We start from the raw sequence: 13,474 nt of genomic DNA, 5'->3' as shown, positions 1-13,474 counted from the left end.
TCCCCCGTTGGCAGGACCATGCGCCCAGAGCGCACCGGCACGGGGGACGAAGGGGTCCGTCATGGCAGATCCGGCGATGAGCGTGACGCCGTACTGGGAGCTGACCTTCGACGCGGACGGCGACGTGTCCGGCCCGGAGCGGGACCGGCTGCTGGCCGAGGCGCCCCTGCGCGGTGTGCGGGACCTGGTGGTGTTCGCGCACGGCTGGAACAACGACCGCTCGGGCGCGACCCGGCTCTACAGCAGCTTCTTCGCCCCGTTCCCGCAGCTCGCGCCGGCGGCCCGGCTCGGGTACGTGGGGGTGGTGTGGCCGTCGATGCGGTTCTCCGACGAGCCGATCCCGGACTTCCCGCGCTCGGTGGCGGCCGAGGCGCCCCGGCGTCCGGCGCTCGACAAGGACACCCGGCACGCGCTGCTGGAGACCTTCCCGGGCCGGGGGGTCGTGGTGGAGCAGCTCGCGCGGCTGCTGGAGCAGCGGCCGCGCGAGGAGGCCGAACTGACCGAGTTCGGGCGGCTGGTGCGGCTGCTGGTCGAGGTGGTGCCGCCCGGACCGCAGGCGCTGTTCGCGGCGGACACGCTGGCGGAGGGGGTGCCGCAGGACGAGCCGGAGATGTTCACCGGGTCCGTGGCCGGGACGTGCGAGGTCTTCGCGCAGGCCCTGGCCGACCTCGAATCCCCGGGCGCTCCGGCGCGGTTCGCGATGCCCGACCCGTGGGAGGGGGCGCACGAGCTGCTGCGGCAGGGCACGTACTACGCGATGAAGCGGCGGGCCGGGACGGTGGGCGAACGCGGGCTCGGCCGGTTCCTCGGCCAACTGGCGGACGCGGCACCGCAGGTGCGGGTGCATCTGGTCGGGCACAGTTTCGGCGGGCGGCTGGTGTCGTTCGCCCTGCGCGGGCTGCCGGAGGGCGTGCGCACGGTGAAGTCCGTGACCCTGCTGCAAGGTGCCTTCTCGCACTACGCGTTCGCCGCCCGGCTGCCCCACGACCCGCGTGCGGGCGGCGTGTTGCAGGGCCAGAACCTCCGGGTCGACGGTCCCCTGGTGTGCTGTCACTCCAGCCACGACACGGCGCTGGGCACGCTGTACCCGCTGGCCTCCCGGATGGCGGGCGACGCGCAGGGCGTGGCCGAGGGGTTCGACCTGGGCCGGCTGCTGGGCGCCAAGTGGGGGGCGATGGGCCACGACGGGGTGCAGGCGGTGCCGGGCACCCGGGCACTGTCGCTCGCCGACGCGCTCGGGGGCCCGCTGCCCCGGTCCGGGTGCGTCAACGTCGACGCGTCGGCGGTGGTCTGCCGCGGCGGCCCGCCGAGCGGCGCGCACAGCGACATCGTGCACCCGGAGCTGGCGCGGGTGGTGCTGGCGGCGGGCCGTATCCGCTAGGGCCTGTCCGTCGGACCGGCCCTGACCGGCCCGCCGCCGCTCAGGGCGTCACCGGTGCGAGGTGAACTCCACCACCTGCTGGTAGGTGGGCCGGTTCTGCCAGCTGATGTTGCCGTGCTTGATACCGCCGAGGGTGCGCTGGACGATCGAGTCGGCGCACCACTGGTTGCCCGCGGCGCACAGGTCGTCGCCGGGGTAGACCTGGGCGGCGGTCAGGGCGGCCGCCTGCTTCAGAGTGCTGATGAGGACGTCCCGGCAGGAGGTCAGGCTGCCGCCGCCGCAGTACTTCTGCCCGAGCGGGCCCGCCACGGTGTCGCCGAGCACCGCCCGGACGTCCTTGTCGACATAGCTCCACCAGCCGTACTGGAAGGAGCTTCCGGCGTGCGCGCCGGTCGGGCCGTGCGCGGCCGACGGGGTCTCGTCGATCGGGAGGTTGGCGGTCAGGGCGGTGTAGAGCGGGGTGCCCAGGCCGGGTTCGAACTCGGCCTTCACCAGCAGTGGCCACCAGGCGTCCAGGATGCGGATCGCGTCGGCGTTGGCGTACGTCCTGGAGCCCGCCGAGGTCTCCGTGCGCCTGGCGCCGGCCGTCAGCCAGGTCTGGAGCTTGGCGACCGCCGCGGCGGCCGTGGTGTCGGTCACCGTGGAGCTGTTGACGACCCGGAGCAGGTCCGGCAGCACGTCCTCGGCCCGCAGGTCCGCGAGCGCCGCGTCCGCCATCGCCTTGACGAGGGCGACCCTGGTCACCCCGCCGGCCGCGACCAGCTTCTTCACCCGGTCGTCCAGCAGGTTGCCGCGGTGCACCGAGCCGTCGCCCCAGGACGCGGTCGTGTAGTCCTTGGCCTGCTTGTTGTTCCAGGAGATGTAGTAGTCCTGGTCCACGGAGTTGGGGTGGGCGGAGGCGGGTGTGTAGGCGGCGGTGTTGGTCGCCGGGTCCCAGTTGCGCCACTCGTAGGCGGCCTGCGCCCACACCGGGAACTCGGCGTCGACGCCGCTCGCGCGCACCGGGTTGTCGCCGCTGTTGTAGTACGCGGTGTGCGTGGAGTCGGCGTAGAACCAGTTGAAGGTGTAGTTGATGTGCTGCGTCGCGGCCTGGAAGGCGGCCGGGCCGTTGACGTAGTCGGGGTCGTTGAGCATCTGGAAGCCGATGATCGAGTCGGCCTCGTGCAGGTAGGAGGAGCGCAGGGTGGTGTAGGCGACCTTCTTGCCGCCGACGGTCGCCCGGTACTCCACGGGACCGTACTTCGTGCGGTGGACCCGCATCGTGTAGGAGCCGGCCGCGGTGCCGTCGGCGGTCGTCGGCTTCCAGGCGTTCTTCTGCTCGACCTTCTCCATCGCCGTACAGGTGCCGTGGTAGAGGTAGTGGTAGTCGTCCTGGCACAGTTCGACGGCGTAGGTGTCGATGATGTCCTGGCCGGACGTCGTGGCGCTCCACGCGTAGTCCTGGCCGCGGCCCAGTTCGACGTACATGCTCAGGCCCGCGAAGGAGGCTCCGCGGGCGCTGATGCCGGGCCCCTGGATCTCCTGGAGCATCAGCAGCTGTGGCGCGAAATAGCCGGTCTGCGGCCCGAACACGGCGATCGGGTGGCCACTGGCGGTGGATCTGCCGCTCACCACGAGGGCGTTGGACATACCGCGCCTGGCGGAGCTGAGGGCGGTGGCCGCCGCGGTGGTGGCGGCGGTCGCCGCCGTGGCGGTCGCCGCGCTGCCCGTACGGTCGTACACCAGCGGCTCCTGGGTCACCGTGCCGGCGTCGGGCAGGGCCTCGCCCTGCGGGTCGTCGGGCCTGGTGGCGTAGGGGAAGCTCTCGCCGTTGTGGACGGTGAGGGCGGCCTCGGCGTCGTTGCGCTCGCGGAAGGACTCCCAGACCGCGGTGCCGGCCGCCACGCCGTACTTGTCCTGGGCCGCGAGCAGGGAGACGGCGTTGTTGACCTCGCCGCCCCCGCCGGAGCCGAACAGCGAGCCGATCACGGAGGCCAGCGCCACCAGATCGGTGATCTTGAAGTGGTCGATGGTGCCGGCGTTGGTGATGGAGTCCTTGTGGCCGGTCAGGACGTACTCGCCCGGGAAGTAGCGGCCGCTGTCGGAGGCGTCGATGTAGGAGTTGATGCCCGCGAGGTAGGCGTTGGCGTCGGCGAGGGCCTGCTGGCCGCGGGTGCCGTTGTTCGCCACGGCGTTGTCGATCTGGGCCTGGAGGTCGGCCTCGGTGTACGGCGCGTTGCGGTAGAACTCCTGCTCGAGGCCCTGGTTGGAGGCCGCGCCGCCCGCGAACGTGGTGAGCTGGCCGCGTCCGACATGACGGAAGACGTCCATCAGCCACAGCCGGTCCTCGGCCGCCGCGTAGCCGGCGCCGAACTCCGTGCCGTACCGGGTGGTGCCCGTGATGTGCGGCACACCCGTCTTCTTGTCGCGCACGATCGTCACGTCGGTGCGGCCCGCGGGGCTCTCGGTGGAGGCGACCTGCCCGGAGGCGACGCCGAACGACGCGTCGTTGAAGAACGTGTTGATCTTGTCGGTGGTGAGCGCCGAGTAGCCCGTGGCCAGGTTGGCGTAGGGGCCGAGCTGGTCCTCGGCGTGCGAAGGCTGGGTGCCGAATGCCTGGTTGAGGAGGATCTGCGCGAGGGTGGCGTTGCCGTTCTCGCCCGGCGGCAGGATGTCGGAGCACTGTCCGCCGCAGTAGTCGGTGGCCGTGGCGGTCTCGGCGGCGACCGCCAGCTGGGAAAGCGGTGACAAAAGTCCGGCAATGAGGACGCATACGGATGCCGTCTTCAGGAACCCGGGAAATCTGCGGGGAGTTCTCAGTCTGTCGAGAGGTGTGCGTGGGGTGCGCCCAGGCATGGCAGCTCCTAGCGACGGGGATTGGCCGGAGGTTACCGCCGGTATCCCCGGGATTGAAGATGAACATGCGTCACTTTTTCGAGTCGTCGCTCCGGCTTATGGGGGCGATCGGAAATCGGATGGAGCCGATTCGGGTGTCGACACGTCTATTCGGCGACGTCCGCACGACGACGCCGAAGTGACCGAAGTACAGGTGCAGATGTGACGGAGGTGCAAGGCGATGGCCGGTTTCCGGAGTCTGGCGAGACAGGTGCGCGATCCGCGCTGCGATCTGGCGCTGCGGCGCTACTCGCTGCGCAAGTGCCTTGAGCGGTTCGCCCCTTACGGGCACAGGGCGACCTGGGACCACCTGTGCTCCCGGTCGGGGTTCGGCCCCGAGGACCGTTCGCCCGATCCTGCGCGGCTCGTGGCCGCGTTGGACGAGCTGGAGGAGGCACGGGCGGTGTGGCTCGACTACGAGGGCGAGTTCGCCGAGCGCCGCAGGAAGGAGAAGCACGACGGGCTGCGCAGGCCGGGCAGCGTGGACGACTGGCATCGGCTGACCTGGGGCGGATTCGGCGTCGCCTGGTGCGACAACCCCCGGCTGCACCCCCGTGCGCCGCTCGGTGAGGTGCTGCGCAGCCTGATCGCCGCGCTGGAGCGCGCGCCGGGCTCGACCTGCCCGGTGTGCGACGGGGAGCGCCTGTTCTGGAAGTACGACCTGGACCACGAACCGTCGTCGGGCCCGGTCTGCGCGGACTGCGGCATACTCGTCCCGCGGCCCGTACTCACGCCCGAGGCCCTGGCGTTCGCCAGGCGGGGGCGGGCGATGCTGATGTCGGCCTGAGTGCACGCCGGGGGTGCGCCGGGGATGCCGCACCCCCCTTATGTCGTCGCGTCGATCCGGTCAGGAGCCGGCGCTCTTCGGCTCCGGGAGGGGCTGCCGGGGCGGGCGTTCCACCATCAGGCGCGAGCCCGTCCGCCGCTCGCCGAACACGTCGTCCGGGTTGGACAGCACACAGGACTCCAGGGAGAGACAGCCGCAGCCGATGCAGTCGGTGAGGTGGTCGCGCAGCCGGTTGAGCTGCCTGATCCGCTCGTCCAGTTCGGCCCGCCAGGTCTCGGAGAGACGGGCCCAGTCCTCGCGGGTGGGCGTGCGCTCCTCGGGGAGCTGGGCGAGGGCCTCGCGGATCGTGGCCAGCGGGATGCCGACCCGCTGGGCGGCCCGGACGAAGGCCACCCGGCGCAGCGCGTCGCGGGTGTAGCGGCGCTGGTTGCCCGCGGTCCGACGGCTGCTGATCAGCCCCTTGGACTCGTAGAAGTGCAGCGCCGAGACGGCGGCGCCGCTGCGGGCGGCGAGCTGGCCGACGGTGAGCTCGTGGATCTTCTCGGGAATCTGGGGCACTCCTCGGAGCCTACCCAAACCCGACACCCCGGTGGTCCGTTGACAGCCGCCCCGGACCCGACCATGCTAAGCAGTTGCTTAGACATAAGCGGGAACACCTCAACGGGACATCCGTGATGCGAGAGGCCGGGACATGGCAGAGCCGAGGATCTTCACGTCAGCCGACGAGCTGAAGGCGGCGGTGGGCGCGCAGCTGGGGTACACCGACTGGCTGGAGGTCGACCAGAAGCGGATCGACCTGTTCGCCGAGGCCACGGGCGACCACCAGTGGATCCACGTCGACCCGGAGAAGGCGGCCGCGGGTCCCTTCGGGACCACCATCGCCCACGGGTACCTGACCCTGTCGCTGCTGCCGCTGTTCGGCCCCCAGCTGATCTCGGTCGAGGGCGTGAAGATGGGCGTCAACTACGGCACCAACAAGGTCCGCTTCCCCGCCCCCGTGCCGGTCGGCTCGCGGCTGCGCGCGACGGCGACCATCACCGGCGTCGACGACGTGCCCGGTGGCGTGCAGGTCGCCGTCGCCTTCATCGTGGAGCGCGAGGGCGGCGACAAGCCGGTGTGCGTGGCGGAGTCGGTGTCCCGGTACTACGTCTGAGCGGGCGGCCGCTTCGCCCCGACCATCCGCAGCACGAGGTCGGCGTACAGTGCGCCGACCTCGTCGGGGGTCTGCGGGCCGTCGACGTTGAACCAGCGGGCGACGTCGATGCAGAGGGAGAGCACGGCGATGGTGGTCCCGTGCACGTCCGGCACGTCGAACTCGCCGCTCGCCACCCCGTCCTCGACGATCCCGCGCACCTCCGCGTCGACCTGGCGGCGCAGCGCGAGGATCTCGGCGCGGGCGTCCGGGCCGAGCGAGTCGAGTTCGTACTGCACGACCCGCGCGGTGGTGCGCCCCCCGGCGTGCCAGCGCACGAAGGAGCTCACGGCCTCGGCGAGCCGCCGGGTCGCGCTGCCCTCGCTGCGGGCCGCGGTACGCAGGATGTCGAGCGCCTTGTCGTGGCCGATCCGGCTGATCCGGTGGAGCAGCTCTTCCTTGGTCTTGTAGTGGATGTAGAGGGCGGCCGGGCTCATCCCCGCGCGGCCCGCGATGTCACGGGTCGTCGTCGCGTGGTAGCCGCGCTCGGCGAAGGCCTCCACGGCGGCCACCAGCAGCCGCCGGGCCGCGTCAGGGGTGACCTCGCCCCACGCCTCGGCCTCGCCGCCGGCCGTGTCCTCCGCCGTACTCATCGCTCGCTCGCCCCTCTCGGCACCGGAGCTACACCATACCGCCGAAGCTGAGCGCTCGCTTAGTGTGCCCGTTCAGAGCTTTTCGAGGGGGCTCGCTCAGAGCTTCTCGAAGGGGCTGTACGGCCGGGCCGAGGCCTCCTGCCGGTCGCGGACGACCTTGGCCAGGGTGAAGGCCGAGGTGACCAGATAGAGGACGGCGGTGCCCAGAAAGGCCCGCACCCAGGGGTCGGCGTGCAGCTTGAAGATGCCGATCGCGGTGGCGGCCATGGCGAGGGAGAAGGAGGCGACGGCCTGACCGTAGAAGGCGGCCGTGTTCTGCTGCTTGCCGGATGCGTCAGTCATGCGACGAGCATCGGCGGACGTGGCCCACACCACATCCGCCGGGGTACTCAGGGACGTACGGACAGGTACTCAGAAGGCCGAGACCCCGGTCAGCGCCCGCCCGATGACCAGCTTCTGGATCTGGCTGGTGCCCTCGTAGAGGGTCATCACCCGGGCGTCGCGCAGCAGTTTGCCGGCCGGGTACTCGTCGATGTAGCCGTAGCCGCCGAAGACCTGGAGGGCGTTGTTCGCGGCGCGCACGGCCGCCTCCGAGGCGAACAGCTTGGCCTTGGAGGACTCGGTGGCGAAGGGCAGACCGCGGTCGATCAGGTCGGCGACGCGCCAGGTCAGCAGCCGGGCGGCGTCCACGTCAACGGCGATGTCGCTGAGCAGCTCCTGGACCAGCTGGTGGTGGGCGATGGTCCTGCCGAACTGCTCGCGCTCACCGGCGTACCTCACCGCGACGTCCAGCGCCGCCTGGGCTATGCCGACACAGCCCGCCGCGACCGACATCCGGCCCTTGGCGAGCGCGGACATGGCGACCGCGAAGCCCTTGCCCTCCGGCCCGAGCATCGCGGACGCGGGGACCCGGACGTCCTCCAGCACCAGTTCGGCGGTGGCCTGGCCGCGCAGACCGAGCTTGCCGTGCACAGCGCGCCGGGTCAGGCCGGGAGTGTCGGCCGGCACCAGGAAGGCGGAGACGCCGTGGTGGCCGGGGGCGTCGGTGGAGCGGGCGAAGAGCAGGACGACGTCGGCCCAGGTGCCGTTGGTGATGAACATCTTGGTGCCGTTGACGACGTAGTCGTCGCCGTCGCGGACCGCGCGCGTGGCGAGGTTCCCGGCGTCGGAGCCGGTGCCGGGCTCGGTCAGCCCGAAGCAGCCCACGTACTCACCGGAGGTCAGCCCCGGCAGCCAGCGCCGCTTCTGCTCCTCGTCGCCCCAGGCGGCGACGGTCTTGGCGACCAGGCCGAGGGAGACCGAGACGATCCCGCGCACCGACGAGTCGCCGCGGCCGAGTTCCTCGGTCACCAGGCAGTACGCGAGGTGGTCGCCGCCCGAGCCGCCGTACTCCTCGTCGATCGTCAGCCCCAGGAAGCCGACCTCGCCGAGCTCCTTCACGATGCCCCGGTCGACCTCCTCGGCCCGGTCCCAGGCGATCACGTGCGGGGCGATCTCGCGCTCCACGAAGTCCCGGGCGAGCCGCCGGACCGCGGTCTGCTCCTCGCTGAGCTCCAGGTTCACGCCGAGTCACTCCCCATCACAGACATTTAAATTAGCACTGCTAGTTTAAGGTTGCAGCCCTACTATGTGCGCCATGGCCCGACCGCGCAAGCCCCTCCTCAGCACCGACCGGATCGTCGGGGCGGCCCGCACGCTCGTGGACGCGGAGGGCCTGGCCGCCGTCTCCACCCGCCGGCTCGCCGCCGAACTGGGGGTGAGCGGGCCCTCCCTCTACAACCACTTCCGCACCAAGGACGAGATCCTGGAGGCGGTCGCCGACTCGGTCAGCGCCCAGGTCGACCTGTCCATGTTCGAGGACGGCCGGGACTGGCGGACCGCGCTGCACGACTGGGCCGTCTCCTACCGGGCCGCACTGCGCGCGCACCCGAACATCGTCCCGGTGCTGGCCCACGGCCCCGGCCGCCGCCCGGCCGGTCTGCGGCTCGCGGACGCGGTCTACGGCGCGATGGTCGCGGCGGGCTGGCCGCCCGCGCAGGCCACCTCGATCGGCGCGCTGATGCGGTACTTCGTCATGGGCTCGGCACTCGGCTCGTTCGCCGGCGGTTTCGTGGACGACGCCAGCGCCTACGACCCGGCCGACTACCCCCACCTCGGACAGGCCCACCTCCTCGCCGACCAGCAGGAGAAGATCGACGAGCGGGCCTTCGAGACCGGCCTGACGGCCCTGCTGGACGGCCTGGCGCAGCAGTACGCACAGGTACGGCAGAGCGCGTAGCGGACACTTCGGCGGGCACGGCAGAGCGCGCGGCGGACACTTCGGCGGGCACCGAAGCGTGCGTGTCCCATGCTGGAACGCATGACCACCACCGACCCGCGGGCCGCGGCCCTGGCCCGGTTCGCCGCGCTGATCGCCGACGAGACCCGGGCGGCCTGTCTGCTCGCGCTGCTCGACGGACGTGCCTGGACCGCCGGGGAACTGGCCCGGCACGCGGGCGTCGCCGCGTCGACGCTGAGCGAGCATCTGAGCCGCATGGTCGCGGGCGGGCTGCTCACCGAGGAACGGCAGGGGCGGCACCGCTACGTCCGGCTCGCCGACGCCCGGATCGCCCACCTGGTGGAGGACCTGGCGGCCCCCCTCGCGCCCCGGGCCGCCCGGCGGCCGCGCAGCCTGCGGGAGTCGAGCGCCGGGTCCGCGATGGCCCGCGGCCGCACCTGCTACGACCATCTCGCCGGGCGCCTGGGCATCGTGGTCACCGACGCGCTGACCGCGCGCGGGCTGCTGCGCCAGGACACCGGGTTCGCCCTCACGGACGCGGGCGTGCGCTGGTTCGCCGCCGCGGGCATCGGCCTGGACCGGCACGGCCGACGGCCGCTGGCCCGCGGCTGCCTCGACTGGACCGAGCGCCGCCCCCACCTCGCGGGGGTCGCGGGCGCGGCGCTGTGCCGGCACGCCCTGGACACGGGCTGGTGCGTGCGCATCGGCACCGAGCGGGCCGTGAAGGTGACGGCGACGGGCGAGCGCGCGCTGTCCGAACTGCTGGGCATCGAGGCGTCGGCACTGCGCTGAGCAGCGCCCGCGCCCTCGGCGCCCCGTCCGGAATCCGCCGGTGGGGCCACCTCTTCCCCACCTACTCTCAGGAGCATGATGAACACCTCACCCCCCGCCCGTACGGGGCTGCTCGCGGCCGGGGCGGCCGCCGTCACCGTCGTGCTGTGGGCCTCCGCCTTCGTCTCGATCCGCAGCGCGGGCGCCGCGTACTCGCCGGGCGCGCTGGCGCTCGGGCGGCTGCTGACGGGCGTACTCGCGCTGGGGGCGCTCTGGGCCGTACGGCGGGAGGGGCTGCCGCCGCGATCGGCCTGGCGCCGGATAGCCGTGTCCGGGGTGCTGTGGTTCGGCTTCTACATGGTGGTGCTCAACTGGGGCGAGCAGCAGGTCGACGCGGGCACGGCGGCGCTGGTCGTGAACATCGGCCCCCTGCTGATCGCCGTGCTCGGCGCGCGACTGCTCGGCGACGCGCTGCCGCCGCGGCTGGTCGCGGGCATGGCGGTGTCGTTCGCGGGCGCGGTGACCGTGGGCCTGTCGATGTCGGGCGGGGGCGGCTCCTCGACCCTCGGGGTGGTGCTGTGCCTGCTGGCCGCGGTCGCCTACGCGGGCGGGGTGGTGACCCAGAAGCCGGCCCTGGAGCGGGCGAGCGCGCTCCAGGTGACGACGTTCGGGTGCCTGGTCGGCGCGGTGGTCTGTCTGCCGTTCGCCGGGCAGTTGGTGCGGGAGGCGGGCGAGGCCCCGCTGTCCGCCACGCTGAACATGGTCTACCTGGGCGTGTTCCCGACCGCGCTCGCCTTCACGACCTGGGCGTACGCCCTGGCCCGTACGACGGCGGGCCGCATGGGCGCGACGACGTACGCGGTGCCCGCGCTGGTCGTGCTGATGTCCTGGCTGGTCCTGGGCGAGGTGCCGGGCGTGCTCACGCTGGCCGGCGGGGCGCTGTGCCTGGCGGGCGTGGCGGTGTCGCGGTCGCGGTCGCGGTCGCGGCGGCCCGCCGTCGTACCGGCCGCGGGACCGGCCGCGGGTCCGGCCGCCGCGCCGCGGCCGGACCAGGAGCAGGTGTCCTGAGAAACGGGTCTCAGAACACCACCAGCGCCCGCCCGCCCTTGCCCGCCAGCATGTTCTCGAACGCCGCCGGGATGCCGTCCAGACCGATCCGTTCGGTGACCAGGGCGCCCAGGTCCAGGCGGCCCGCGCGGACGTGCTCGGCGAGGACGGGCAGGTCGACCGCCGGGTTCGCGTTGCCGTAGACGCAGCCGGAGAGGGTGCGGCCCCAGTGGAAGAGTTCCAGGGCGTTGAAGGTGACCTGCTGGTCCTTGCCGCCGATGCCGACGACCGTGGTGCGGCCGCCGCGGCGGGTGGACTCCCAGGCGGTGCGGATGGTGACGGCCCGGCCCACGCACTCGACGGCGACGTCGACGCCCGCCCGACCGGTCAGGGCGCGGATCTCGCGGGCGGTCGTGTCGGAGGCGACGACGTAGTCGGTGGCGCCCGCCGCGCGCGCCAGTTCCTCCTTCGCCGGGGAGACGTCGACGGCGATGATCCGTGCGGCTCCGGCGATACGGGCCGCCTGGAGCGCGGCGAGGCCCACTCCCCCGGCCCCGAACACCGCCACCGTCTCGCCGCGCCGCACACGTGCCGAGTGGTGGACGGCTCCGTGGCCGGTGAGGACCGCGCAGCCGAGGAGGGCCGCGTCGGTGAGCGGTACGCCCGGCGGGGCCGGCAGCAGGCAGGACTCGGGCACCACCGTCTCCTCGGCGAACGCGGCGACGTTGAGACCGGGATGCAGCGCGACGCCGTCCACGGTACGGGCGTACACGTCCCCGGCGCCGTTGAGGGCGTTGGCGCACAGCCAGACCTCGCCGAGCGAGCAGGCGTGACAACTCCCGCAGGCGGGGGCCCAGTTGAGGACGACCTCGGCACCGACCGCGAAGTCGGTCACCCCCTCGCCGACGGCGACGACCGTGCCCGCGCCCTCGTGGCCGAGGACCGCCGGGACCGGCACCTTCATGGTGCCGTCGGACAGGGACAGGTCGGAGTGGCAGACGCCGGCGGCGGCGAGCCGGACCCGGACCCGGCCGGGGCCGGGCTCGGGCAGCTCGATCTCGGTGATCTCCAGCGCGGAGCCGATGGCGGGCAGGACGGCGGCACGGACAGCCATGACGGGTGACTCCCCTAGAACTGGAAGGACTTGGTCTGGAGGTACTCGGACAGGCCGTGCGTGCCGAGTTCACGGCCGACGCCCGACTGCTTGTAGCCGCCGAAGGGGGCCAGCGGGTTGAACCGCCCGCCGTTGATGTCGACCTGGCCGGTCTCCATCCGCCGGGCGAAGGCCACCGCCTGTTCCTCGTCCCCGGCCCAGACGGCGCCCGCGAGGCCGTAGACCGTGCCGTTGGCGATCCGCAGCGCCTCCTCCTCGTCCTCGTAGCGCAGGATCGACAGGACCGGGCCGAAGATCTCCTCCTGCGCGATCGCCATGTCGGGGGTGACGTCGGCGAAGACCGTGGGGGCGACGAAGTAGCCCTGTTCGCGCGGGGGTTCGCTGCCTCCGGCGACCAGCCGAGCGCCCTCCGCCACGCCCTTGTCGATGTAACCGCGCACCCGCTCCTGCTGCTTGGCGTTGACGAGCGGGCCGATCCGGTCGCCGTACCTGGCGGCGGCCTCGGCGGCGAGCGCGACCGCCTCCTCGTACTGCTCGGTGTGCACCAGCATGCGGGTCCAGGCGCTGCACGTCTGACCGGAGTTGGACATCACGTTGGCGACGCCGACCTTCACCGCCTTGGCGAGGTCGGCGCCGGGCAGGATGACGTTGGCGGACTTGCCGCCGAGTTCCAGGGCCACCCTCTTGACGGCGGCACCGGCCGCGGCGCCGATCCGCCTGCCGACGGCCGTCGATCCGGTGAAGGAGACGAGGTCGACGCCCGGGTGCTCGGCGAGCGCCTGGCCGGCCACCGGTCCGAGGCCGGTGACGAGGTTGAAGACGCCCGCCGGCACCCCGGCCTCGTGCACCGCCTCGGCGAAGAGCTGGGCGGTCAGGGGGGTGTCCTCGGCGGGCTTCAGGACGACCGTGCAGCCCGCCGCGAGCGCCGGGGCGACCTTGGCGACGATCTGGTGGAGGGGGTAGTTCCAGGGGGTGATCGCGCCGACCACGCCGACCGGCTCGTGGTGGACGGTGGAGTTGCCGACCTTCTCCTCGAAGGCGTACGTCGCCGCGAGGTCGGCGTACGAGCCCGCGACCGCGACGGGGACGCCCGCGTGGACGGTCCGCGAGAACTCCGGGGGCGAGCCGAGTTCCGCGGTGACGGTCGCGGCGATCTCGTCCGCGCGGGTCACCAGGACGTCCCGCAGGGCGCCCAGCCGGGCGGCCCGCTCGGCGGGCGCGGTGGCGGCCCAGCCCGGCAGGGCGGCGCGGGCGGCCCGTACGGCGGTGTCGACGTCCAGGGCGGTACCCGCGGGGACCGTGCCGAGGACCTGCTCGTCGGCCGGGTTCACGACCTCGATCACGTCCTGGCCGGCGGCGGGGCGCCAGGCGCCGTCGATGTACATGCCGTCGTGTGCCTTCATCGTGCTTCCTCCCGGGCGGGGCCGTGACGCTGCG

At 72.7% G+C, this 13,474-nt stretch carries 13 protein-coding genes; 6 read left to right on the top strand and 7 right to left on the bottom strand.

Going from position 1 to position 13,474, the window contains the following annotated elements:
• The first annotated feature begins 61 nt into the window (after positions 1 to 61).
• Entirely contained in the window at positions 62 to 1,381 is a 1,320-nt protein-coding gene (locus ACZ60B_RS17465) for a serine-threonine protein kinase (RefSeq protein ID WP_469387813.1), read from the top strand.
• 48 nt (positions 1,382 to 1,429) lie between these two features.
• Here the strand turns inward: ACZ60B_RS17465 and ACZ60B_RS17460 are convergent, their stop codons facing one another.
• Positions 1,430 to 4,216 (bottom strand): penicillin acylase family protein, encoded by a 2,787-nt coding sequence (locus ACZ60B_RS17460; RefSeq protein ID WP_469387811.1) that lies wholly within the window; start codon positions 4,214 to 4,216, stop codon positions 1,430 to 1,432.
• 220 nt (positions 4,217 to 4,436) lie between these two features.
• On the opposite strand from ACZ60B_RS17460, the gene ACZ60B_RS17455 reads away from it, so the two are divergent.
• A complete protein-coding gene (locus ACZ60B_RS17455) occupies positions 4,437 to 5,042 on the top strand; it encodes a hypothetical protein (protein ID WP_469387809.1) in 606 nt (201 codons plus the stop codon).
• A gap of 60 nt (positions 5,043 to 5,102) precedes the next feature.
• On the opposite strand, the gene soxR is transcribed toward ACZ60B_RS17455, so the two are convergent.
• Positions 5,103 to 5,600 (bottom strand): redox-sensitive transcriptional activator SoxR, encoded by a 498-nt coding sequence (gene soxR, locus ACZ60B_RS17450; RefSeq protein ID WP_469387807.1) that lies wholly within the window; start codon positions 5,598 to 5,600, stop codon positions 5,103 to 5,105.
• Positions 5,601 to 5,733: 133 nt separating this feature from the next.
• Here soxR and ACZ60B_RS17445 point away from each other — a divergent pair, with 133 nt between their 5' ends.
• Positions 5,734 to 6,195, top strand: coding sequence for a MaoC family dehydratase (locus ACZ60B_RS17445; RefSeq protein ID WP_469387805.1), 462 nt, complete (start codon positions 5,734 to 5,736; stop codon positions 6,193 to 6,195).
• On the opposite strand, the gene ACZ60B_RS17440 is transcribed toward ACZ60B_RS17445, so the two are convergent.
• From ACZ60B_RS17440 to ACZ60B_RS17430, 3 genes are all read right to left on the bottom strand, one after another.
• Positions 6,186 to 6,827, bottom strand: a complete 642-nt coding sequence (locus ACZ60B_RS17440; RefSeq protein WP_469387803.1) for a TetR/AcrR family transcriptional regulator — start codon at positions 6,825 to 6,827, stop codon at positions 6,186 to 6,188. The genes ACZ60B_RS17445 and ACZ60B_RS17440 overlap by 10 nt on opposite strands.
• A gap of 96 nt (positions 6,828 to 6,923) precedes the next feature.
• Positions 6,924 to 7,169, bottom strand: coding sequence for a YiaA/YiaB family inner membrane protein (locus ACZ60B_RS17435; RefSeq protein WP_384721937.1), 246 nt, complete (start codon positions 7,167 to 7,169; stop codon positions 6,924 to 6,926).
• A 69-nt stretch (positions 7,170 to 7,238) separates the two neighbouring features.
• Positions 7,239 to 8,390 (bottom strand): acyl-CoA dehydrogenase family protein, encoded by a 1,152-nt coding sequence (locus tag ACZ60B_RS17430; protein ID WP_469387801.1) that lies wholly within the window; start codon positions 8,388 to 8,390, stop codon positions 7,239 to 7,241.
• 73 nt (positions 8,391 to 8,463) lie between these two features.
• Between ACZ60B_RS17430 and ACZ60B_RS17425 the strand changes: the two genes are divergently transcribed.
• From ACZ60B_RS17425 to ACZ60B_RS17415, 3 genes are all read left to right on the top strand, one after another.
• Entirely contained in the window at positions 8,464 to 9,105 is a 642-nt protein-coding gene (locus ACZ60B_RS17425) for a TetR/AcrR family transcriptional regulator (protein ID WP_469387799.1), read from the top strand.
• Between the two features lie 69 nt (positions 9,106 to 9,174).
• The gene (locus ACZ60B_RS17420; RefSeq protein ID WP_469387797.1) at positions 9,175 to 9,897 is read left to right on the top strand and encodes an ArsR/SmtB family transcription factor; all 723 of its coding nucleotides are present in this window, start codon (positions 9,175 to 9,177) and stop codon (positions 9,895 to 9,897) included.
• Between the two features lie 75 nt (positions 9,898 to 9,972).
• Positions 9,973 to 10,944, top strand: a complete 972-nt coding sequence (locus ACZ60B_RS17415; protein WP_469387796.1) for a DMT family transporter — start codon at positions 9,973 to 9,975, stop codon at positions 10,942 to 10,944.
• Positions 10,945 to 10,954: 10 nt separating this feature from the next.
• Here ACZ60B_RS17415 and ACZ60B_RS17410 read toward each other — a convergent pair whose 3' ends face one another.
• Positions 10,955 to 12,037 (bottom strand): Zn-dependent alcohol dehydrogenase, encoded by a 1,083-nt coding sequence (locus tag ACZ60B_RS17410; RefSeq protein ID WP_469387794.1) that lies wholly within the window; start codon positions 12,035 to 12,037, stop codon positions 10,955 to 10,957.
• 14 nt (positions 12,038 to 12,051) lie between these two features.
• The gene (locus tag ACZ60B_RS17405; RefSeq protein WP_469387793.1) at positions 12,052 to 13,440 is read right to left on the bottom strand and encodes an aldehyde dehydrogenase family protein; all 1,389 of its coding nucleotides are present in this window, start codon (positions 13,438 to 13,440) and stop codon (positions 12,052 to 12,054) included.
• Positions 13,441 to 13,474 lie beyond the last annotated feature (34 nt).

Source organism: Streptomyces sp. NPDC104096 (genome assembly GCF_055584385.1).
The sequence above is the reverse complement of the archived record's forward strand: the minus strand, read 5'-3'. Positions and strand labels throughout refer to the sequence as shown.

What these genes read in the sequence shown, in the direction of transcription:
- ACZ60B_RS17445 (WP_469387805.1), top strand. Translation starts at nt 5,734, where the DNA reads ATGGCAGAGCCGAGGATCTTCACGTCAGCCGACGAGCTGAAGGCGGCG.
- ACZ60B_RS17435 (WP_384721937.1), bottom strand. Translation starts at nt 7,169, where the DNA reads ATGACTGACGCATCCGGCAAGCAGCAGAACACGGCCGCCTTCTACGGT.
- ACZ60B_RS17440 (WP_469387803.1), bottom strand. Translation starts at nt 6,827, where the DNA reads ATGAGTACGGCGGAGGACACGGCCGGCGGCGAGGCCGAGGCGTGGGGC.
- ACZ60B_RS17455 (WP_469387809.1), top strand. Translation starts at nt 4,437, where the DNA reads ATGGCCGGTTTCCGGAGTCTGGCGAGACAGGTGCGCGATCCGCGCTGC.
- ACZ60B_RS17465 (WP_469387813.1), top strand. Translation starts at nt 62, where the DNA reads ATGGCAGATCCGGCGATGAGCGTGACGCCGTACTGGGAGCTGACCTTC.
- ACZ60B_RS17460 (WP_469387811.1), bottom strand. Translation starts at nt 4,216, where the DNA reads ATGCCTGGGCGCACCCCACGCACACCTCTCGACAGACTGAGAACTCCC.
- ACZ60B_RS17410 (WP_469387794.1), bottom strand. Translation starts at nt 12,037, where the DNA reads ATGGCTGTCCGTGCCGCCGTCCTGCCCGCCATCGGCTCCGCGCTGGAG.
- ACZ60B_RS17405 (WP_469387793.1), bottom strand. Translation starts at nt 13,440, where the DNA reads ATGAAGGCACACGACGGCATGTACATCGACGGCGCCTGGCGCCCCGCC.
- ACZ60B_RS17420 (WP_469387797.1), top strand. Translation starts at nt 9,175, where the DNA reads ATGCTGGAACGCATGACCACCACCGACCCGCGGGCCGCGGCCCTGGCC.
- ACZ60B_RS17425 (WP_469387799.1), top strand. Translation starts at nt 8,464, where the DNA reads ATGGCCCGACCGCGCAAGCCCCTCCTCAGCACCGACCGGATCGTCGGG.
- ACZ60B_RS17415 (WP_469387796.1), top strand. Translation starts at nt 9,973, where the DNA reads ATGATGAACACCTCACCCCCCGCCCGTACGGGGCTGCTCGCGGCCGGG.